The organism is Sedimentitalea todarodis, from assembly GCF_032595355.1.
Lineage (GTDB): Bacteria > Pseudomonadota > Alphaproteobacteria > Rhodobacterales > Rhodobacteraceae > Sedimentitalea > Sedimentitalea todarodis.
This window is the reverse complement of the sequence record NZ_JASMWN010000005.1, coordinates 62,317-83,232: the sequence shown is the minus strand read 5'-3', so window position 1 is coordinate 83,232 and position 20,916 is coordinate 62,317. Positions and strand designations below refer to the sequence as shown.

At 60.9% G+C, this 20,916-nt stretch carries 24 protein-coding genes; 23 read left to right on the top strand and 1 reads right to left on the bottom strand.

All coding sequences use genetic code 11. From position 1 onward, the window contains the following. Positions 1-87: 87 nt before the first annotated feature. Entirely contained in the window at positions 88-1,026 is a 939-nt protein-coding gene (gene fabD, locus QO231_RS08585) for an ACP S-malonyltransferase (protein WP_316775152.1), read from the top strand. A gap of 17 nt (positions 1,027-1,043) precedes the next feature. Further along, positions 1,044-1,781, top strand: a complete 738-nt coding sequence (gene fabG, locus QO231_RS08580; protein ID WP_316775151.1) for a 3-oxoacyl-[acyl-carrier-protein] reductase — start codon at positions 1,044-1,046, stop codon at positions 1,779-1,781. 7 nt (positions 1,782-1,788) lie between these two features. Here the strand turns inward: fabG and QO231_RS08575 are convergent, their stop codons facing one another. Further along, entirely contained in the window at positions 1,789-1,965 is a 177-nt protein-coding gene (locus QO231_RS08575; protein WP_316775149.1) for a hypothetical protein, read from the bottom strand. Positions 1,966-2,261: 296 nt separating this feature from the next. On the opposite strand from QO231_RS08575, the gene QO231_RS08570 reads away from it, so the two are divergent. The 21 genes from QO231_RS08570 (at position 2,262) to QO231_RS08470 (ending at position 20,901) form a co-directional block, all read left to right on the top strand. Beyond that, positions 2,262-2,495, top strand: coding sequence for an acyl carrier protein (locus QO231_RS08570; RefSeq protein ID WP_316775147.1), 234 nt, complete (start codon positions 2,262-2,264; stop codon positions 2,493-2,495). A gap of 139 nt (positions 2,496-2,634) precedes the next feature. After that, complete coding sequence (locus tag QO231_RS08565) at positions 2,635-3,174, top strand: GNAT family N-acetyltransferase (RefSeq protein ID WP_316775145.1); 540 nt, start codon at positions 2,635-2,637, stop codon at positions 3,172-3,174. Positions 3,175-3,274: 100 nt separating this feature from the next. Beyond that, positions 3,275-4,018 (top strand): 1-(5-phosphoribosyl)-5-[(5-phosphoribosylamino)methylideneamino]imidazole-4-carboxamide isomerase, encoded by a 744-nt coding sequence (locus QO231_RS08560; RefSeq protein ID WP_316775144.1) that lies wholly within the window; start codon positions 3,275-3,277, stop codon positions 4,016-4,018. A gap of 143 nt (positions 4,019-4,161) precedes the next feature. After that, positions 4,162-5,427, top strand: a complete 1,266-nt coding sequence (gene fabF, locus QO231_RS08555) for a beta-ketoacyl-ACP synthase II (protein ID WP_316775143.1) — start codon at positions 4,162-4,164, stop codon at positions 5,425-5,427. After that, entirely contained in the window at positions 5,427-6,581 is a 1,155-nt protein-coding gene (gene mltG / locus QO231_RS08550) for an endolytic transglycosylase MltG (RefSeq protein ID WP_316775141.1), read from the top strand. Before fabF ends, mltG begins: the two co-directional genes overlap by 1 nt. 559 nt (positions 6,582-7,140) lie before the next feature. Further along, positions 7,141-8,511 (top strand): DNA-packaging protein, encoded by a 1,371-nt coding sequence (locus QO231_RS08545; protein ID WP_449421109.1) that lies wholly within the window; start codon positions 7,141-7,143, stop codon positions 8,509-8,511. Positions 8,512-8,631: 120 nt separating this feature from the next. After that, on the top strand, positions 8,632-9,819 hold the full coding sequence (locus QO231_RS08540; RefSeq protein WP_316775139.1) for a phage portal protein: 1,188 nt from the start codon (positions 8,632-8,634) through the stop codon (positions 9,817-9,819). Beyond that, positions 9,812-10,039 (top strand): GTA head formation protein, RCAP_rcc01685 family, encoded by a 228-nt coding sequence (locus QO231_RS08535; RefSeq protein ID WP_316775137.1) that lies wholly within the window; start codon positions 9,812-9,814, stop codon positions 10,037-10,039. Before QO231_RS08540 ends, QO231_RS08535 begins: the two co-directional genes overlap by 8 nt. Before the next feature lie 35 nt (positions 10,040-10,074). Next, positions 10,075-10,632, top strand: a complete 558-nt coding sequence (locus QO231_RS08530; RefSeq protein ID WP_316775135.1) for an HK97 family phage prohead protease — start codon at positions 10,075-10,077, stop codon at positions 10,630-10,632. 36 nt (positions 10,633-10,668) lie between these two features. Continuing rightward, positions 10,669-11,850, top strand: a complete 1,182-nt coding sequence (locus QO231_RS08525; protein WP_316775133.1) for a phage major capsid protein — start codon at positions 10,669-10,671, stop codon at positions 11,848-11,850. 168 nt (positions 11,851-12,018) lie between these two features. After that, positions 12,019-12,618: a head-tail connector protein gene (locus QO231_RS08520; protein ID WP_316775454.1), complete on the top strand. Its 600-nt coding sequence runs from the start codon at positions 12,019-12,021 to the stop codon at positions 12,616-12,618. Beyond that, a complete protein-coding gene (locus QO231_RS08515) occupies positions 12,615-12,953 on the top strand; it encodes a phage head closure protein (RefSeq protein ID WP_316775132.1) in 339 nt (112 codons plus the stop codon). Before QO231_RS08520 ends, QO231_RS08515 begins: the two co-directional genes overlap by 4 nt. Further along, positions 12,950-13,363 (top strand): DUF3168 domain-containing protein, encoded by a 414-nt coding sequence (locus tag QO231_RS08510; protein WP_316775130.1) that lies wholly within the window; start codon positions 12,950-12,952, stop codon positions 13,361-13,363. Before QO231_RS08515 ends, QO231_RS08510 begins: the two co-directional genes overlap by 4 nt. A gap of 25 nt (positions 13,364-13,388) precedes the next feature. After that, positions 13,389-13,802, top strand: coding sequence for a phage major tail protein, TP901-1 family (locus tag QO231_RS08505; RefSeq protein WP_316775129.1), 414 nt, complete (start codon positions 13,389-13,391; stop codon positions 13,800-13,802). 4 nt (positions 13,803-13,806) lie between these two features. Continuing rightward, on the top strand, positions 13,807-14,127 hold the full coding sequence (locus tag QO231_RS08500; RefSeq protein ID WP_316775128.1) for a gene transfer agent family protein: 321 nt from the start codon (positions 13,807-13,809) through the stop codon (positions 14,125-14,127). Continuing rightward, the gene (locus tag QO231_RS08495; RefSeq protein ID WP_316775126.1) at positions 14,124-14,327 is read left to right on the top strand and encodes a rcc01693 family protein; all 204 of its coding nucleotides are present in this window, start codon (positions 14,124-14,126) and stop codon (positions 14,325-14,327) included. Before QO231_RS08500 ends, QO231_RS08495 begins: the two co-directional genes overlap by 4 nt. Continuing rightward, a complete protein-coding gene (locus QO231_RS08490; RefSeq protein WP_316775125.1) occupies positions 14,320-14,979 on the top strand; it encodes a phage tail tape measure protein in 660 nt (219 codons plus the stop codon). The genes QO231_RS08495 and QO231_RS08490 overlap by 8 nt, the downstream gene beginning before the upstream one ends. A 24-nt stretch (positions 14,980-15,003) precedes the next feature. Next, complete coding sequence (locus QO231_RS08485) at positions 15,004-15,636, top strand: DUF2460 domain-containing protein (RefSeq protein WP_316775123.1); 633 nt, start codon at positions 15,004-15,006, stop codon at positions 15,634-15,636. Beyond that, entirely contained in the window at positions 15,636-16,523 is an 888-nt protein-coding gene (locus QO231_RS08480; protein ID WP_316775121.1) for a DUF2163 domain-containing protein, read from the top strand. The genes QO231_RS08485 and QO231_RS08480 overlap by 1 nt, the downstream gene beginning before the upstream one ends. Next, a complete protein-coding gene (locus QO231_RS08475) occupies positions 16,520-16,972 on the top strand; it encodes an NlpC/P60 family protein (protein WP_316775118.1) in 453 nt (150 codons plus the stop codon). Before QO231_RS08480 ends, QO231_RS08475 begins: the two co-directional genes overlap by 4 nt. Next, positions 16,972-20,901, top strand: a complete 3,930-nt coding sequence (locus QO231_RS08470; RefSeq protein WP_316775116.1) for a baseplate multidomain protein megatron — start codon at positions 16,972-16,974, stop codon at positions 20,899-20,901. Before QO231_RS08475 ends, QO231_RS08470 begins: the two co-directional genes overlap by 1 nt. Positions 20,902-20,916 lie beyond the last annotated feature (15 nt).

Sequence of the window (20,916 nt, the reverse complement as noted above, 5' to 3'; positions counted from 1 at the left end):
GCCGCGCGCGCGGGTGCACAGGATTGTCCACCGTTGCCTCTGTCATCGCGGCGGGATATGCCAGTGACGGGCAGTTGGAGGCATAACATGAGCAGAGCATTTGTTTTTCCCGGACAGGGCGCGCAGGCCATAGGCATGGGACAGGCGCTCGCCGCCGCGTACCCTGCGGCGCAGGCGGTGTTTGACGAGGTGGATGACGCGCTGGGCGAGAAGCTGAGCGCGCTGATCTGGGACGGTGATATCGCGGAATTGACGCTGACGAGCAATGCGCAACCGGCGTTGATGGCGACGTCGATGGCGGCGATGCGGGCGCTGGAGGCCGAGGGGGTCACGATCACGGCCGCCGGGTTTGTGGCCGGGCATTCGCTGGGAGAGTATTCGGCGCTGGCAGCGGCCGGGGCGTTGAGCGTGGGCGATACCGCCAAGCTGCTCCGGACACGCGGGCAGGCGATGCAGAACGCGGTGCCTGTGGGGCAGGGCGCGATGGCCGCGATCCTTGGGCTGGATCTGGCCACTGTGCGCGACGTCGCCGAGGCGGCAGCGCAGGGCGAGGTATGCCAGGCGGCGAACGACAATGATCCGATGCAGGTTGTCGTCTCAGGCGCCAAGGCCGCGGTGGAACGCGCGGCGGAGATCGCCAAGGACCGCGGAGCCAAGCGGGCGATCATGCTGCCGGTGAGCGCGCCCTTTCATTGTGCGCTGATGCAGCCAGCCGCCGAAGTGATGGCCGAAGCGCTGGCGAATGTGGCGATTCAGGCTCCGGCGGTGCCAGTGGTGGCGAATGTGCGGGCAGAAGCGGTCAGCGACGCGGATACGATCCGGGCGCTTCTGGTTGAGCAGGTGACTGGAGCGGTGCGCTGGCGTGAGAGCGTTGAATACATGGGCGCGCAAGGGGTGACCGAGGCATGGGAGATCGGTGCAGGCAAGGCCTTGTCCGGCATGATCCGCAAGATCAATCGCGAGATTGCCTGCAAGGCCGTGGGCGCACCGGATGATGTGAAGGCAGCTGCCGAGAGCCTCGGGTAAGCAGAAAGGAAGACGGTATGTTTGATCTGACGGGAAAATCTGCGCTGATCACCGGCGCGTCAGGCGGGATTGGCGGCGGCATCGCGCGGGCATTGCATGGTGCAGGGGCGACGGTCGGTTTGTCGGGCACGCGGGTGGAACCGCTTGAGGCGCTGGCGGCAGAATTGGGCGTGCGCGCGCATGTCCTGCCGTGCAACCTGAGCGATCCGGAGGCCGTCGATGCCCTGCCCAAGCAGGCGACCGAGGCGATGGGTGCTGTGGATATTCTGGTCAACAATGCCGGTATCACACGAGACAACCTGTTCATGCGTATGTCGGTCGATGAATGGCAGAGCGTGCTTGACGTGAACCTGACGGCGACCTTCCGGCTGTGCAAGGGCGTGATGCGCGGCATGATGAAATCCCGGTGGGGACGGATCGTGAACATCAGTTCGGTCGTGGGGGCCACGGGCAATCCCGGGCAAGCCAACTACGCGGCGTCAAAGGCCGGAATGGTCGGCATGTCCAAGAGCCTGGCCTACGAGGTGGCGAGCCGGGGCATCACCGTGAATGCGGTTGCGCCAGGTTTCATCACAACGGCCATGACCGACAAGCTGACCGATGACCAGAAAACCGGTATTCTGGGGCAGGTGCCGGCTGGACGGATGGGCGAAGCTGCAGAAATTGCGGCGGCTGTCTTGTATCTTGCCAGCCCCGAGGCGGGTTATGTGACCGGCGCGACCTTGCATGTGAATGGCGGTATGGCGATGCTGTGACGCTCTGTCAGCGTTTGTCGAGCTTCTCCGGATTGTCGGTCTGCGACGATCCGGGGCGCAGCAGGCGGAAGACAAGATAACTGAGGATCAGAAGGGCGAGGATGAGCAGCAGGCTTTGCGCTTCGTGCAACTGAATCATTGAACTTGCTCCTTGCGACGTGTGCTCTGCGGTCATGGGTTTCATGTCGGCCCCCAGGCCTTCGGCCCTTGTTTCGTGACTGAGGACAGTTTATCTCCGAAAAAGGACAATTTTTCGGCAGGTTCTAGACCTAAAGATGAAGTGATCGGGTCTTTTCGAAAGCGTTTGCCTATTTGCAACTCTGTGCTATAGGCGGCGCAATCCTGACAGGCGGCGGTACAACGTCCGACTGTCATCCCCGGAACGCCGGGAACGAGCCGCCCAATCGGGCGATACCAACCGACCCCGAGCGGGCGAGGGCAGACTTGGGCCGATGGCCCGTAATGGAATGAGGAAGTAACATGAGCGACGTCGCAGACCGCGTGAAGAAGATCGTTGTAGAACATCTGGGTGTTGAAGAGGACAAGGTGACCGAAAACGCCTCGTTCATCGATGATCTGGGCGCAGACAGCCTGGATACCGTCGAGTTGGTCATGGCTTTTGAAGAAGAGTTCGGTATCGAGATTCCGGATGATGCGGCCGAAACCATTCAAACCTTCGGCGATGCAGTGAAGTTCATCAACTCGGCGTCCTGAACCGTTCCAAACAGATTGCAGATTCGGCGTTTCCCATCGGGAAGCGCCGTTTTTTTGCCTGATGGGCCGCGAAGCCCTTGCGTCCGCCGGGATTCTGTAGACACCTTTGAATTGAGGCAAGCAGACAAGAAACGGCGCAATGATCCGTTCAGTTCCCAATATCAATACATCGCGCCTCGTCCTGCGCGCGATGAAACCGGAAGATTTCAACCGCTTTGCCCAGATCTGGGCGACGCCTGGTGCCGTGCGCAACAGCGGTGGTCAGCAGATGAGCCGGGGCAAGGCGTGGGAAGCGTTTCTTCGCAATGCCGGCCACTGGGAAATGACCGGGTTCGGTCAATGGGCGGTGATCGAGCAGGGAACGCGTCTGATGGTTGGCCAGACCGGGTTCTTTTTCAGCGCCTGCGCCTACGGTGAAGATTACGACCCCTTTCCCGAAGCAGGCTGGATGCTCACCCCCGAGGCCCAGGGGCGCGGGCTGGCGCGGGAAGCGGCGGAAGCGGCGCATGACTGGTTTGACCGGGTGATCCCGGGGACGCTGGTGGCACGAGTCGGAGCGGAAAGCACCGCATCGCTGCGTCTGGCGGCGCATCTGGGTTACGAAGAAATGCGGGAAACCGACTGCAGCGGCGAATCAATTGTCCTGTTGCGCCGAAACGGGCCGCCGGCGACCCGCTGACGCCGCAAACAGAACGGGTAGCGCCGAAATAGAGCGACGTCGCCACTCGCTTTGTGGTAGTCTGTGATCGAAACAGGTGACCAATATCGGGGGCAAGGTCATGTTGATATTTCCGACAATGGAGTTGCAGGGCGGACGCTGCGTAACGCTGGCCAAAGGCCGGCTTGACGAGCCGATGGTCTGGCATGTCGATCCGGTTGAAACCGCGCACGGCTTTGCCGAGGCCGGTGCGAGTTGGATGCATCTTACTGACTTTGACGCGGTCGAGGGACGCGCGGACAATGCCGAGCTGGTTCACGAGATCATTCGCAGCGCCGGCATTCCCGTGCAGTTGGGTGGCGGGTTTCACAGCCGCGAGATGGTGGAACACTGGATCGACAAGGGGGCCGGTCGCATTGTGATCGGGACGTTGGCGGCACGAGATCCGCAACTTGCGCGGGAATTGGCCAAGTTCCATCCGGACCAGATCGTGTTGTCCGTCGATGTCTGGCGCGGACAGGTGATGACCGAAGGTTGGAGGTCGGCCAGTGCCTGGACGCCCGGAGCATTCATCGAGGCCTTTGGCGATGCGCCCTTTGCCGGGATCATCATCACCGATATCGAAAGTGATATGGATGAGGTTGAAGCGCAATTGGGTCTGATTGCCGGTCTGGCGGCACAGGCGCGTTCGCCGGTTATCGCCAGCGGGGTCGTCCACACTGTCGATGATATCGCCAGGCTGACCTATGTTCCCAATATTGCCGGGGCGTTGGTGGGGCGTGCATTGTTCCGCAAGAGCGTCGATCTGGGCGAGGCACTGAGGATCGCGCAGCCAGGGCCGGAGCCGGTGGCCGAACTCCAGTAAGGCGTTGAACGAATAGCAAAAACGGCGGAAACCCGTCCACCGGGCGCGGAAAGGTGCCGCCTTACGGTGCGCTGCGCTCTTGCCCCCATGCCCCGGTGCAGGGTAAGAGCGATGCGCAACGGCAATAGGGGCAAGAGGCAGTCATGCGCAGAGTAGTCGTAACGGGGCTGGGACTGGTGACACCGCTGGCAAGCGGAGTAGAAGAAAGCTGGTCAAGGCTGTTGGCCGGACAATCGGGCGCTGGCCCGATCAAGCAATTCGATGCGGTGGCTAGCGGGGTTACGACCACGTATGCCTGTGAGGTGCCACTGGGCGATGGCAGCGATGGCACGTTCAATGCGAATGACTGGCTGGAGCCCAAGGAACAGCGCAAGATTGACGATTTCATCCTCTTCGGGATCGCCGCGGCTGACATGGCGTGTCACGATGCCGGCTGGACGCCCGAAGACGAGGCGGACCGCCTGCGCACAGGGGTGATGATCGGGTCGGGCATCGGTGGCTTGAGTTCGATCGCCGATACGGCGGTGATGATCAAGGAGCGCGGGCCGCGTCGGGTGTCGCCATTCTTTATTCCCGGGGCGCTGATCAACCTGATTTCCGGTCAGGTCGGTATCCGGTTTGGATTCAAGGGACCGAACCACTCGGTGGTGACCGCCTGTTCCACCGGCGCGCATGCCATTGGCGACGCGTCGCGACTGATCCAGCATGGTGATGCAGACGTGATGATTGCCGGTGGGGCCGAGGCAGCGATCTGCGAGATCGGTATTGCCGGTTTCAATGCCTGCAAGGCGCTGAGCACCAAGTTTGCCGACAATCCCCAGGCTGCGAGCCGGCCATATGACGCGGATCGCGATGGGTTCGTGATGGGCGAGGGCGCCGGCGTGGTTGTCTTGGAAGAATACGAACATGCCAAGGCGCGTGGGGCCAAGATCTATGCCGAAGTACTGGGCTATGGCCTGTCTGGCGATGCCTATCACATCACAGCCCCGTCCGAGACCGGTGACGGCGCCGAACGGTCGATGCGTGCGGCGCTCGACGGTGCAGGGCTGAAGCCTGCGGATGTGGATTACATCAACGCCCACGGCACCAGCACGATGGCTGATACCATTGAATTGAGCGCGGTCGAGCGGATGATGGGGGATGCGGCGTCAAACGTGACCATGTCGTCCACCAAGTCCATGACCGGGCATCTGTTGGGGGCTGCGGGCGCGATCGAGGCGATCTTTTCGATTCTGGCGATCCGCGACCAGGTCGCACCGCCGACGATCAATCTGGACAATCCTGCGGTGGAGACCGTGGTCGACCTTGCCCCGAACGCAAAACGGGAACGTGAAATCAACGTGGCGCTGTCCAACTCATTCGGGTTTGGCGGCACCAATGCGAGCGTTGTCTTCGGAAAAGTCAGCTGATGTGGCGCAGTCTCGCTTCTAACATGCTGACATTTCTGATCGTCGGGTTGTTCCTGGCGGTTGGTGTCGTGATGTGGGGGAAATCTCAATACAGCGTCGAGGGTCCGTTGAGCGATGCGATCTGCCTGCGCGTCGAGCGTGGCTCGAACATGGGCAAGGTAAGCCGTGACCTTGAGGCAAAAGGCGCGGTGAGCAATGGCACTATTTTTCGGCTGGGAGCGGACTATGCCGAGAAGGCCGATCAGCTGAAGGCGGGCAGTTTTCTTGTCAAGCCGGGGGCATCGATGGAACAGATCGTCGACCAGATCACCCGGGGTGGGGCCAGTACCTGTGGCACCGAGATTGTTTATCGGGTGGGTGTGACCCGGACCGAGGCGCGCGTACGCGAGCTTGATCCGGCGACGGACCAGTTTGTCGAGATCGCGGCGTTTGATCCGACGAGCGAAGACGCACCCGAAGGATACACCGCCAAGCGCGCCGATGCGGATACCCGCTATCGCATCGCGCTCGCCGAAGGGGTGACAAGCTGGCAGGTCGTGGAAGCGCTGAACGCAATTGACGTCCTGAGCGGTGAAATCACCGAACGCCCTGACGAAGGTATGCTGGCCCCTGACAGCTATGAGGTGGTTTCCGGTGCGGACCGTACCGCGTTGCTGGCACAGATGCAGGAGGTTCAGGAATTGCGGATCGCCGCAGCTTGGGAAAGCCGGCAGGAGGGGTTGCCGCTGGCGAGCCCCGAGGAAATGCTGGTTCTCGCGTCAATCATCGAGAAGGAAACTGGCGTCGCGGAAGAGCGTGGGCAGGTTGCGAGCGTGTTTGTCAATCGTTTGAACCGGGGCATGAAACTGCAAACCGATCCTACGGTGATCTATGGCGTGACAAAGGGCAAGGGCGTGCTGGGCCGTGGGTTGCGCCAGAGCGAACTTCGCAGCAGCACTCCATGGAATACCTACGTCATCGATGGCTTGCCGCCATCTCCGATTGCCAATCCGGGCATGGCGAGCCTGGAAGCTGCGGTCGCGCCGGTTGAGACGGATTATGTTTTTTTTGTCGCGGATGGTACGGGTGGTCACGCCTTTGCGGAGACGCTAGACGAGCATAATCGCAACGTTGCGAAATGGCGCGAGATCGAGGCACAGCGACAGAACAACTGAGACACTGCGCGCATTGCACGGTAGGGACAACGTCCGGATGTTTGCTGGTTTCTGCGTTCAGTTGCATTGATATTGGGCGTGGGTCTTTTTTGGCTTCGATCTACCATTTCGGTATTCTGTTATTAACTATTTTTAACAATGTGTTACGGGAGATTCCCGGTGGGGTGATCTTGACTCATCGCGCGGACTAACGTATAGGTTGTGTCATGCTAGAAGACGTGGGTGAACGGCCGCGGGGAAACCCGGAGGCCGTTTTTTCATGTCTCTCGTGCGGAGAATTTTCACGCATGAGGCAATAGAGCAAACATGACTTTGATTACCCCGGAGGAGCGTATTTCTCAGACGGCCGACATTCTACGATCGCTTGAGGAATCGGTGCAGAGTTTGCGGAAGCGGGCAGAAGACCTGCGAAAGCAACTTGAGGCCGGGGAGGATGCAAACCTTGTGACGGGCAGTAGAAACTTGCTGGAGGTGGAGAAGCTTATCAGCAGCTGCCGAAGAGTGGAGATGAGCCTTGACGAACAATATAGAAAACAAGCGGGAATCGTTCAGGGGGGATATGCCCTGGACCTCGACGCCGCCCGATCTGAGATCGGGTGCCGTCTGTCTCGCCTCAGAAACTGCTGTGGTTCGTGAAGGCTTTTTGAGCAGCCTTGGGGAGGGAGCGCTATGTGCGCTCCCTTTCCTTTTTGAATTCTGGGCGCTGGAGCATCAGTTGGCGCCCGCTGGTGATTGGCGGTCTTGGGTGATCATGGGCGGACGCGGCGCGGGCAAGACGCGGGCAGGTGCCGAATGGGTGCGCAGCCAGGTCGAGGGGGCACGCCCCCTCGATCCCGGAATCAAGAAGCGCATCGCGCTGGTGGGTGAGACCTATGATCAGGTGCGCGATGTCATGGTGTTTGGCGATAGTGGTATTCTGTCCTGTTCACCGCCGGACCGTCGCCCGACATGGAAGGCAACCGAGCGCAAGCTGATCTGGCCGAATGGGGCACAGGCACAGGTCTTTTCGGCACATGATCCGGAAGGCTTGCGTGGGCCACAGTTTGATGCGGCCTGGGTTGATGAAATGGCCAAGTGGAAGAAGGCGCGCGAGACCTGGGACATGCTGCAATTTGCGTTGCGTCTTGGAGAGGTGCCGCAGGTCTGTGTCACGACGACGCCGCGCAACGTGGGGGTTCTGAAGGAATTGCTGACCTTGCCGTCAACCGTCGTGACCCGTGCGCCGACCGAGGCGAATCGAGCCAATCTGGCGGCGAGTTTTCTCGAAGAAGTGCGCAGTCGATACGACGGCACGCGGCTTGGTCGGCAGGAGTTGGACGGCGTGTTGCTAGCCGATGCCGAGGGGGCGCTGTGGACGACCGAGATGATGCAGACCGCGCGCATTGAAACTGCACCCGTCCTGGACCGAGTCGTGGTGGCGCTCGATCCGGCCGTCAGTTCCGGGACGGGGGCGGATGAATGTGGGATCGTGGTCGTGGGCGCGCAGACCGATGGGCCGCCGCAGGATTGGCGGGCCTGTGTTCTGGCAGATTGCACGGTGCAGGGGGTCGGGCCGAGCGGCTGGGCCCGTGCGGCGATTGCGGCGATGGACCAGTATGGGGCCGAAAGGTTGGTGGCGGAAGTCAACCAGGGCGGTCAACTGGTTGAAGAGGTGCTCAGGCAGGTGGACCCGCTGGTGCCGTACAGGGCCGTTCACGCATCGCGCGGCAAGGCGGCTCGGGCCGAGCCGGTGGCGGCGCTCTATGAGCAGGGGCGGGTTCGGCATGTGCGCGGATTGGGTGACCTGGAAGAGCAGATGTGCCTGATGACGCCGCGTGGCTATGAAGGGCAGGGCTCGCCTGACCGCGTGGATGCGCTGGTCTGGGCGTTGCACGACCTGATGATCGCTCCGGCAGCGGCATATCGGCGCCCGCGAATCCGTTCCCTGTAGGGCGTTCGGACCACCGTACGGTGGGTTTCAGGAATTTTACCAAAGACAGGTCAGAAAGGTCGTCGACAACCGGACGGCGCGGACCTGACGTGCGGTGAAGATCAAATAGGAGCATCGGGAATGGTTTTTGATTTCTTGCGTCGTGGCGCGAAGGCGGAGGTGCCGAACACCAAGGCAAGCGCGACCGGACCAGTTGTCGCCTATCATTCGGCGGGTCGCGTGGCCTGGAGCCCACGTGACACCGTTTCGCTGACGCGGACGGGTTTTTCCGGCAATCCAGTCGGGTTTCGGTCGGTGAAGCTGATTGCAGAAGCCGCCGCGGCGTTGCCCCTGGTCTTGCAGGATCAGCATCAACGCTATGACGCGCATCCGGTGCTGAGCCTCGTGGCGCAACCCAATGCCGCGCAGGGGCGGGCCGAGTTGCTGGAAGCGCTCTTTGGTCAGTTGCTGCTCTCCGGAAATGCCTATGTGGAGGCGGTTGCAGGCGAGGGCGCGCTTCCGCTGGAGTTGCACGTGTTGAGGTCGGATCGGATGAAGGTGGTGCCGGGTGCGGATGGGTGGCCCGTGGGATACGAATACAGTGTCGGGGGACGCAAGCATCGGTTCGATGCGTCGGATGCGGTCTCGCCGATATGTCATATCAAGTCGTTCCACCCGCAGGATGACCACTATGGCTTTTCGCCGATGCAGGCCGCGGCGATGGCAGTGGACGTGCACAACAGTGCGTCGCGCTGGTCCAAGGCGCTGCTGGACAATGCGGCACGGCCGAGTGGGGCGCTGGTGTTCAACAGCGCCGATGGGCACGGGGCGATGGCCGACGATCAGTATCGGCGTTTGTCCGAGGAGATCGAGGCCAACTATCAGGGCGCGCGCAATGCCGGGCGGCCGATGGTGCTGGAGGGGGGGCTGGACTGGAAGCCGATGGGCTTTTCACCCAGTGATATGGAATTCCAGAAAACCAAGGAAGCCGCCGCGCGCGAGATTGCCCTGGCCTTCGGGGTGCCTCCGATGCTGATCGGCATACAGGGGGATGCGACCTATGCCAACTATCAGGAAGCAAACCGGGCGTTCTATCGTCTGACCGTCTTGCCATTGGCCACTCGTGTGGCCTCGGCGCTGAGTGATTGGTTGTCGCAGTTCACTGGCGAAGTGTTGGAACTGAAACCCGATATGGATCAGGTTCCGGCGCTGGCTGCGGAACGCGATGCTCAATGGAAGCGTGTTTCAGAGGCCCCGTTTCTGACCGAGGCGGAAAAGCGGGCGTTGCTGGGGTTGCCGGCCCTGCCCGAAGGCGGCGCGGATGGATGACAAACGCCCAAGATTCGACGCCTTTGAGTGTGCACCGGGCCTGAGGCTCGCCGCGCATGAGCGGCTGAGCCAGGTGCATCACGACAATCTGGTGCAGCGACTGGATCGGCTTGACGAGCTGATGGAGCGACTCGAACGGCGTTTGTGGCTCGCAGTTTATGGGGTCGTTGCAGTGATCCTGGGGCAAGCGGTTCAGTCTTTTCTGGTCGCCACGCCCTGAACGGCGGAAATTTCAAGATCAATAAGGAGTGTGTCATGGAAATGGACACCGGGTTGGAGCACAAGTTTGCTCGTTTTGGTGACGGGCTAAGCGTTACCGAGGGGGCCGTGATCGAGGGCTATGCCAGCCTGTTCGGGCAGGTCGATCAGGGCGGTGACGTTGTTCAGGAAGGGGCCTATGCGGCCTCGATCCGTGCGCTGAAACAGTGCGGACAGCGGGTCAAGATGCTGTGGCAGCACGATCCGGCGCAACCCATCGGCGTCTGGGATGAGGTGCGCGAGGATGCCCGGGGCCTTTGGGTCAGGGGGCGGCTGCTGGACAGCACCCAGAAGGGGCGCGAGGCGGCGGCACTGATTGAGGCGGGCGCAATCGACGGCCTGTCGATCGGCTATCGTACGACGAAGGCAGGCAAGACTGACAAGGGCCAGCGGCTCTTGACCGAACTGGAGCTTTGGGAGGTGTCGCTCGTGACCTTTCCGATGCTGCCCAGTGCGCGGGTGGCGGCAAAGGGCGACATGCTGACGACCGAAACCGTTCTGCGCGAATTGGCGGCGACACTGGAAAGTGCGCGGCTGGAGCTGGCGCGCCGTTAATCGCGCCTTTTTCTCACCCACAGACAGGATGTTCCGATGAGCAAGACCGAGCGACTGGATTCAGCCCGAGAAGGTGCGCCCCTGGTTCGGGAGGTGAAGCAGGCGATGACCGGCTTCGTAAGCGAATTCAAGGGCTTTCAAGACGAAATGAATATGAAACTTCAAAAAACAGAAGAGCGACTGACCATGCTGGATCGTAAATCACAACTCGCGGCACGTCCGCGCCTGTCCGCCGCAACCGAAGAATCTGCGCCGCATCAGAAGGCCTTCAATGCCTATCTGCGCAGCGGTGACGATGACGGTCTGCGCGGCCTGGAATTGGCCGGCAAGTCGATGTCGACGGCGGTCAACAGCGATGGCGGCTTTCTGGTCGACCCGCAGACGTCGGATACGGTGCAGTCAGTATTGCATTCCACAGCGTCGCTGCGGTCGATTGCTGCGGTGGTGAATGTCGAGGCGACGAGCTTTGACGTGCTGGTCGATCACTCGGATGTCGGGGCCGGCTGGGCAACCGAAACAGACGCCCAGACCGAGACCGACACGCCTCAGATTGACCGGATCACCATCCCGCTGCACGAGTTGAGCGCGCTGCCCAAGGCAAGTCAGCGCCTGCTGGATGACAGCGCGTTTGATATCGAGGGTTGGCTGGCGTCGCGTATCGCCGACAAGTTTTCGCGTGCCGAAGCGGCGGCGTTCATTGCGGGCGATGGTGTGGACAAGCCACGCGGGGTTCTGACGCACGCCAAGGTGGAGAATGACAACTGGTCCTGGGGCAGCGTCGGCTATGTCGCAAGCGGCGTCGACGGAGATGTGGGACCGGGTGATGCGATTGTCGATCTGGTCTACGCTCTGGGGGCGCAATACCGTGCCAATGCCACGTTTGTGATGAACTCCAAGACCGCCGGTCTTGTTCGCAAGCTCAAGGATGCCGACGGCCGTTTCCTGTGGTCGGATGGCCTGGCAGCGGGGGAACCGGCGCGTCTGATGGGGTATCCTGTGGTGGTCGCCGAGGACATGCCGGACGCGGCGAGCAACTCGTACTCGATAGCGTTTGGCGATTTCAATGCGGGCTATACGATTGCAGAGCGTCCCGATCTGCGCGTTCTGCGCGACCCGTTCAGTGCCAAACCACATGTCCTGTTTTATGCAACCAAACGCGTGGGCGGCGATGTGTCCGACTTCGCTGCGATCAAGTTGCTGAAATTCGGCACTTCCTAATTAGTGCCGAGTGCGGGGCCGGGAAACCGGCCCCGGGGTGGGCGCGCGTCATACGAGACCCTTCATGTTGTCTAGCTGCTCCCCTCCGTCCGAGCAATGTGAGGCGGCGCGCGTCCATCAAATCAGATCGAACTGGCCCGGAGGGGTCCGAGCTTGCGGAGTGAAATGATGATGTTGATCGAAGAGACCACCGTGCCTGACGTGGCGCTGCCGGTGGCAGAATTCAAGGCGCACTTGCGGCTGGGGACCGGGTTCGGCGAGGAAAGCCTGCAGGAGGGTGTTCTAAGGGGGTTCCTGCGGGCAGCGATTGCGGCCATCGAGGCGCGCACTGGCAAGGTGCTGATTACGCGCGACTTTACATGGACGCTGACAGGGTGGCGAGATCGAGCGGGGCAGGTATTGCCGGTTGCTCCGGTCACGGAGATCACGCAGGTGACGTTGATCGATGCGATCGACACCGAGTCAGAACTGGCGGCGAGCGATTTTCGGCTTGAGGCTGACAGTCAGCGCCCGCGACTGCGCCCGTCAGGCAGCCTGTTGCCGATGATCAAGACCGGCAGCGTGGTCCGGATCGGTTTCACGGCAGGGTATGCCGAGACCTGGGGTGGGCTGCCCGCCGATCTTGGTCAGGCCGTGTTGTTGCTTGCGGCGCACTACTATGAATATCGCAACGAAACCGCGCTGAGCGATGGCTGTATGCCCTTTGGTGTTACCAGCCTGATCCAGCGGTATCGGGCGATACGGATCGGTGTCGGGGCGGGGCTATGACCATGCCGTATCTGAACCGGAAGCTGGTTCTCGAGACCCCTCGGAGGGTTCCGGACGGGGCCGGTGGATATACGCAGAGCTGGGAAAGCCTGGGCGAACTCTGGGCTGAAGTCCGTAGCCGCACGGGGCGCGAGCGGGCCGAGGCAGGGGTGACGGTGTCGTCTGTCAGTTACAGGATTGTGGTGCGTGGTGCGCCACATGGAACAGCAGCAAGGCCGATGCCCGGTCAGAGGTTTCGCGAGGGCACGCGCCTGTACGTGATCCAGGCGGTTGCGGAACAGGACCCGCAAGCGCGGTACCTGACTTGCTTTGCCGATGAGGAGATCGTGGCATGAGCTATGCAATGGCGGGCGCGCTGCAGGCGGCTGTGTATCAGCACTTGCTGGCCGATCCGGGTGTGAACGCGCTGGTGGGAAACGCCATCTTTGATGCGTTGCCGGCAGGCGATCTGCCGGACGTCTATGTGGCGATCGGTACCGAAACGGTACGCGACCGCTCGGATACCGAGGGTGCCGGTGCCGAACACCGGTTCACCGTGTCGGTGGTGACCGACGCCTCAGGCTTTGGCGAGGCCAAGGCGGTTGCCGGTGCGGTGAGCGATGCGCTGTCGGGGGCAACCCCGAGCCTGAGTCGGGGCCGCGTGGTCGGTTTCTGGTTTGAGCGTGCTCAGGCGCGAAGAACCGGAAGAGCGGGGCGTGTCAGGCAGATCGACCTGCGGTTTCGCGCGCGCCTCGAAGACAACTGAATACAAATTTTTTTGGAGACACGATATGGGTGCGCAGAACGGAAAAGACCTGTTGGTCAAAGTCGACATGACAGGCGATGGCCTGTTTGAAACCATCGCTGGGCTGCGCGCGACGCGCGTCAGCTTTAATGCCGAGAGCGTTGATGTCACGAGCCTTGAAAGTCAGGGGGGATGGCGCGAGTTGTTGTCTGGTGCAGGCGTCAAATCAGCGGCGATCTCGGGGTCCGGTGTGTTCAAGGACGCAGGCACCGACGAACGCGCACGGCAATTGTTCTTTGATGGTGAGACGCCGGATTTCCAGGTGATCATTCCCGATTTCGGAATCGTCGAAGGCGCATTTCAGGTGACGTCGATCGACTATGCGGGCAGCCACAATGGCGAGGCGACATATGAGATGTCGATGGCCAGTGCTGGCGCCCTGAACTTTACGGCGCTGTGATCTGATGGCCAATCCGTGGACGGGAGAGGTGGCATTGGTCATCGATGGGCAGCGGCGGGTTCTCAAGCTGACGCTTGGGGCATTGGCAGAACTTGAACAGGTGATGGAGACACAATCGTTGGTGGCGCTGGTCGAGCGGTTCGAGAGTTCATCGTTTTCGATGCGTGATGTGATGGCATTGCTGGCAGCGGGTCTGCGCGGCGGCGGCGTCGAACTGAGCGTCAAAGAGCTTGGACAGGCCGAGATCGAGGGTGGCCCGATGCAAGCGGCGCGGGTGGCTGCCGAACTGTTGGCGCGGGCCTTCATGGTGCCGGGCGAAACATGAGCGGGTTTGACTGGCCTGCCCTGATGCGGGCCGGTGTACAGGGGTTGCGGTTGCGTCCAGAGGAATTCTGGCGCCTGACCCCGGCGGAATTGCGATTGATGCTGGGTCAGGGGGCGGCAAGTGCCGCCTTGTCCCGGACCGGGCTGGACGCGTTGTTGGACGCGTATCCGGACAGGCAACGAGGAGAATGCGATGAATGATCGCGATGGAATAGTCGACCTTGATGATCAGGCCGAAGCGCTGGAGGACAGTCTGGGGGCTGCTGCCAGCATGGCGGCCGGGTTTGACAGCGAGTTGCGCCGCGTTCGGGATGCGTTGTCCGCGACGGGCAAGGACGTATCGACGCTTGAACGCGGGCTGTCCAAGGGGCTGCGGCGCGCCTTTGACGGTCTGGTGTTTGACGGCATGAAGGTGTCGGACGCAATGGAGACTGTCGCAAAGTCAATGATCCAGACAACCTATTCGGCTGCAATCAAACCGGTTGCGAACCATTTCGGCGGATTGCTGGCAGATGGGGTGAACGGCATAGTCGAGGGCCTGCTGCCCTTTGCCGACGGCGGGAGCTTTTCGCAAGGCCGTGTCATGCCGTTTGCAAATGGCGGAGTGGTATCGGGACCTGTGACCTTTCCCATGCGCGGCGGCACCGGGTTGATGGGCGAGGCGGGACCAGAGGCGATCATGCCGTTGGCGCGCGGAGCGGATGGCAAGCTGGGTGTCCGCAGCGCGGGCGGTCGTGGCGTCAGTGTGGTGATGAACATCTCGACGCCGGATGTGCAGGGTTTCAATCGGAGCCAGGGCCAGATCGCGGCCCAGATGAGCCGGGCATTGAGCCGTGGCAATCGCAATCGCTAAATCGGACGAAAGGGGGAAAACGCAATGAATTTTCATGAGGTGAGATTCCCGGCCTCGCTGAGCTTTGGCTCGGTAGGGGGACCGGAGCGCCGCACGGATGTCGTGACGCTGGCCAACGGTTTTGAGGAACGCAATACGCCCTGGGCGCATTCCAGGCGCAGATACGACGCAGGTCTGGGCATGCGGTCTTTGGACGATGTGGAAACGCTGATCGCGTTTTTCGAGGCGCGTCACGGCCAGATGTATGGGTTTCGCTGGAAGGACTGGTCGGATTTCAAATCTGGTCGAGCCTCGGTCGAGACGAAGTTTGATGATCAGGTCATCGCAACCGCAGACGGTGGTCAAACAGCGTTTCAGTTGATCAAGACCTATCGCTCTGGCGAGTTTTCGTATGCGCGCCCGATCAGCAAGCCGGTCGCCGGTTCTGTTCGCATCGGGATTGAGCAGGACGAAATGCGCGAGTCGGTGGATTATCAGGTGGATATGACCACTGGCCTTGTCCAATTCGACAAGCCGCCGGTCAAATCCATGCGGGTCACTGCCGGGTTTGAGTTCGACGTACCGGTGCGGTTCGACACGGACCGTATCCAGACCAGCGTAGCCAGTTTTCAGGCCGGGGACGTCCCCAACGTCCCGGTTGTCGAGGTGCGTGTCTGATGGCTGGCATGGAAGATGGTTTTAAAGCGCACATAGCCAGCGGATTGACGACGCTATGTCGGTGTTGGGCGATTACCCGGAAGGACGGAGGCGTGCTTGGATTTACGGACCACGACGTTCCGCTTGCCTTCGAGGGTGTGACGTTCAAGGCCGATAGCGGCCTGTCCGCTCTCGCTTTGCAGCAAAGTACCGGCCTGTCTGTCGACAACACCGAAGCGCTTGGTGCGTTGAGTGATGCGTCGGTGCGGCCGGAGGACATAGACTCTGGCCGCTATGACGGGGCTGATGTTCGTGCATGGTTGGTGAACTGGGCCGATGTCAGCGTCCGCTGGTTGCAATTTCGCGGCTCGATCGGAGAATTGCGAAGAGTCGGCGGCGCATTTCATGCGGAGCTGCGCGGGCTGACCGAGAATTTGAACCGCCCTTTGGGACGGATCTATCAAAAGCCATGTACCGCCGTTCTGGGAGATGGCTCGTGCCGCTTCACGCTGGATACGCCCGGGTACCGGGACGAGCGCGCGGTCGAGGAACTCGCCGAAGGGCGGTGTTTTACCTGGACCGACATGACCGAGTTCGAACCCGGCTGGTTCCTGCGTGGGCGATTGAGCGTTCTGACCGGGCCGGCGCAGGGATTGTGGGGCATGATCAAGCAGGATTGTTTGGTCGGCAACGAGCGCCAAGTCGAGCTTTGGGAACCGATCCGCGCGAGGATTGACCGTGGCGATATGGTCCGTCTTGATGCGGGGTGTGACAAGCGGATGGAAACCTGTCGCCTGAAGTTCAACAACATTCTCAATTTTCAGGGTTTTCCCGATCTGCCGGCCGAGGACTGGGTGATGGCGGTCCCCAAGCAAAGCCGTAGAAACTCGGGAGGTAGCCGCCGTTGACGTCCGGACAAGAAACCATAGTAGAGATCGCACGCAGCTGGCTCGGCACGCCCTATCGACATCAGGCCGCCTGCCGTGGTGCGGGCACTGATTGTCTTGGCCTTGTGCGCGGTGTGTGGCGCGATGTCATGGGGAGCGAACCCGAAGTTGCGCCCGCCTATTCGATGGACTGGTCAGAACCACAGGGGCAGGAGCGGCTTTGGCAGGCGGCGTCCAGCCATCTCAGCGAACAGCCGCATGTGACCGACGGATTGTCGGCAGGGGATGTCATTCTGTTTCGCATGCGCACAGGCGCGGTCGCAAAGCACCTGGGCATCGTTTCGGTGGTCGGGGCGTCGCCGGCGTTCATTCATGCCTATGAGAAATACGGTGTGGTCGAGAGCCCGCTGAGCCAACCCTGGCAACAGCGCATTGTTGCGCGTTTCAAATTTCCTCTGGAGGTTTTCTGATGGCGACGATTCTTCTTTCGGCAGTGGGCGCGGCCATTGGTGGGACGGTCGGTGGCACGGTCGCCGGACTTTCTTCGGTTGCCATCGGGCGAGCGGTTGGCGCGACACTGGGGCAGGTCATTGATCAGCGACTTTTGGGGCAGGGATCGGAGTCTGTCGAAACCGGGCGCGTGGATCGGTTTCGATTGACGCAGTCGGGTGATGGGAACCCTATCGCGCAAGTCTTTGGCCGGGTACGGGTCGGTGGTCAGGTGATCTGGGCGTCCGATTTTCTTGAGCGGAGCGCCACGACAGGCGGCGGTGGCAAGGGTAGCAGTCGCAGCACGCCCGAAGTGACCACCTTCAGCTATAGTGTTTCGCTCGCGATCGCTGTTTGCGAGGGAGAAATCGCGAGCATTGGACGCGTCTGGGCGGATGGCGAGGAAGTCGCGCCTCGAGATCTGAACATGCGCGTTTACACCGGCACCGCAGACCAGTTGCCGGATCCATTGATCGAGGCGATTGAAGGCGCAGGTCTTGTTCCGGCCTATCGAGGGACTGCCTATGTGGTGTTGGAACGATTGCCCCTGGGACAGTTTGGAAATCGTATCCCGCAATTTTCGTTCGAGGTGTTGCGCGCCGAGCAATCGGACTCCTCCAGCCATGATACGGACCTGGCACAGTTGGTAAAGGGTGCCGCATTGATACCGGGCACCGGAGAATACGCGCTTGCCACCACGCCGGTCCACTACACCATGGGTCCGGGCATCAACTGGGCGGCAAACTCCAACAGTCGGTCGGGCCAGACGGACTTTATGACCTCATTCGAGGCGCTGACCGAAGAACTTCCGTCCTGCCGTTCCGTTTCGTTGGTTGCGTCATGGTTTGGCAGCGATCTGCGGTGTGGACATTGCGCGTTGAAACCCAAGATCGAGCGTGCCGCCATCGAAGGGGGCAACATGGCTTGGAGTGTTGCGGGGCAGACCCGTGCGATGGCAGAAGAGATTGAATTGCGCGATGGTCGGCCGATCTATGGCGGTACGCCAGCGGATAGATCGGTGATCGAAGCCATCCGGCACATGAATGCCTCCGGTCGGCGGGTCATGTTCTATCCATTTATCTTGATGGAACAGACCGAAGGAAACGGGTTGGAAGACCCGTGGACATCAGCGACCGATCAGCCGGCGTTGCCTTGGCGTGGGCGCATTACACTTTCTGTGGCGCCGGGGCGCAATGGGTCGCCTGATGGTACGGCGTTTGCGGACCAGGAGGTTGCAGTATTTTTTGGATCAGCGCGGGCGACTGACTTTAGGATAGATGGTAATTCAGTTGCGTATGATGGTCCGCAGGAATGGGGGTTGCGCCGGTTTGTCCTGCACTATGCCGCGCTGTGTGCGGCGGCGGGCGGCGTGCATGCGTTCTGTATCGGTTCTGAAATGCGGGCGTTGACCCAGATCCGCGGGGCATCGGGGTTCGCGGCGGTCGCAGAGTTACGTGCGCTCGCCGCCGAAGTCCGCGCATTGCTTGGGCCAAACACACGGATCGGCTATGCGGCCGATTGGAGCGAGTATTTCGGCTATCAGCCTCAAGATGGCACCGGTGACCGATACTTTCATCTCGACCCGTTGTGGGCCGATGACAACATCGACTTTATAGGGATCGACAACTACATGCCTTTGTCGGATTGGCGGGACGGCGATGATCATGCGGATGCCGGATGGCAGAGCATCTACAATCCGGACTATCTGGCGGCCAACATCGAAGGCGGTGAAGGATACGAATGGTATTATCATTCGCCGGAGGCCGAAGCCGCCCAGTTCCGAACGCCGATCGAAGATCCGGACCATGGTGAGCCATGGGTCTGGCGCCATAAGGACATTCGGAACTGGTGGCAGAATGCGCACCACGAACGTATCAGCGGTGTTCGTCAGGATGAACCGACGAGTTGGGCACCCGAGTCCAAACCGATCTGGTTTACCGAACTGGGATGCGCCGCAATCGACAAGGGCACCAACCAGCCGAACAAGTTTCTTGATCAGCGATCATCTGAATCCGCATTGCCGAAATATTCAGACGGGTCTCGTGATGATTTCATGCAGGTACAGTACCTGCGCACCGTGTTGGATTACTGGGCACAGCCGGCAAACAACCCGGTGTCCGAAGCCTATGGTGCCCCGATGATTGATCTGGAGAATGCCTATGTCTGGGCCTGGGATACGCGGCCTTACCCGACCTTTCCGAACAACGTCGCGCTGTGGAGCGATGGTAAGATTCAGGCACGGGGTCATTGGTTGAATGGCCGGGCAGGGGCACGCACACTTGCATCTGTCGTCGAGGAAATCTGCCGCCGTTCGGGGGTGACCGATATCGATACTTCCGGGCTGTTTGGCATGGTGCGCGGGTATTCCGTCGATGATGTCGCAACCGCGCGGACCGCGCTTCAGCCTCTGATGCTTCGGTATGGATTTGATGCGATTGAGCGCGACGGTGTGCTGCGGTTTGTAATGCGCGGCACGGTCCGTCCGCATACGCTCGCCGCCGACAGATTGGCGGTCTCAAACGAACTGGATGGACAGATCGAGCATCGTCGGGAAGCCGAGGCAGAAATGACCGGACGGGTGCGATTGCGTTTTGTCCAATCGGGCGCGGATCATGACATCGTCGCCGAAGAAGCCGTATTGGCGGACACTGCGACGCATGCGGTCACATCATCGGACTTGCAGATTGCCATGACACGATCCGAAGGACGGCAAGTGGCAGAGCGGTGGTTGGCGGAGGCACGGGTGTCACGGGAATCGGTGCGGTTTGCGCTGCCACCGTCTCTGATGCACGTTGGTGCGGGCGATGTCGTGCAACTCGCATCGGGTAGCGACGAGGAGAACGCGCTTTATCGGGTAGACAGAGTCGAACAGTCTGACCTCCAGTTACTCGACTCTGTGAGGATCGAACGCGATATCTATGAAACACCGGAAATGGCCGACGATGTTCCGAGCGTGAAATCTTTTGCTGCCCCGGTTCCGGTACTGCCACTGTTCATGGACTTACCGCTGATGCGTGGCGACGAGGTTGCACATGCGCCACATCTTGCTGTTACGGCTACGCCATGGCCGGGATCGGTTGCCCTATACAGTTCGTCCTCTGATGACAGCTATGCCCTGAGTCAGGTAATCGCCAGCCGATCGGTCGTTGGGCAGACTGAGACGCCCCTTGTCTGGTCACGTTCGGGGATTTGGGACGATGGGGCGCCGCTCCAGATCAGGCTGTTGAGTGGTGCCCTGGAGGCGCGCGAGAAATCGGCCATTCTGAGCGGGGCCAATCTGGCAGCGATTGGGGATGGTACCAACGGCAATTGGGAGTTGTTTCAATTTCAGAACGCCGAATTGGTGGCCGAGGATACCTATCGGTTGACGCGCCGGTTGCGGGGACAGGGCGGCAGTGACGGTCTCATGCCAGCAGCCTGGCCCGCCGGTTCTTGGTTTGTCCTGATGGATGGAACCCCGGGACAGATTGATCTGGCCAGCGCGCAAAAGAGAATAGCGCGGCACTACCGTATCGGTCCCGCGCGCCGTGGCTATGATGACCCGTCCTACATGCATCTCGTCGAGGCATTTGATGGCAACGGGCTGCGGCCCTACGCGCCCTGCCACCTCGGTGTGCGGACATCGGCAAATGGCGATCTGCAGTTTGAATGGGTGCGGCGCACGCGCATTGACGGGGACAGCTGGGATTTGCCTGAGGTGCCGCTGGGTGAAGAGAATGAGAGCTATGTCGTCCGGATTTGGAGCGGGGCCAGTCTGCTGAGAGAAGTCACAGTTGCATCGCCTGGCTGGACCTACTCACAGGAAATGCAGGACATTGATGCTGTGACTGAACCCCTCCGGTTCGAGGTCGCCCAGGTATCTGATCGCTATGGGTTCGGCCTCTTTTCATCGCTTGACCTCGCAGCCTGAGTTTTGGGACCGCTA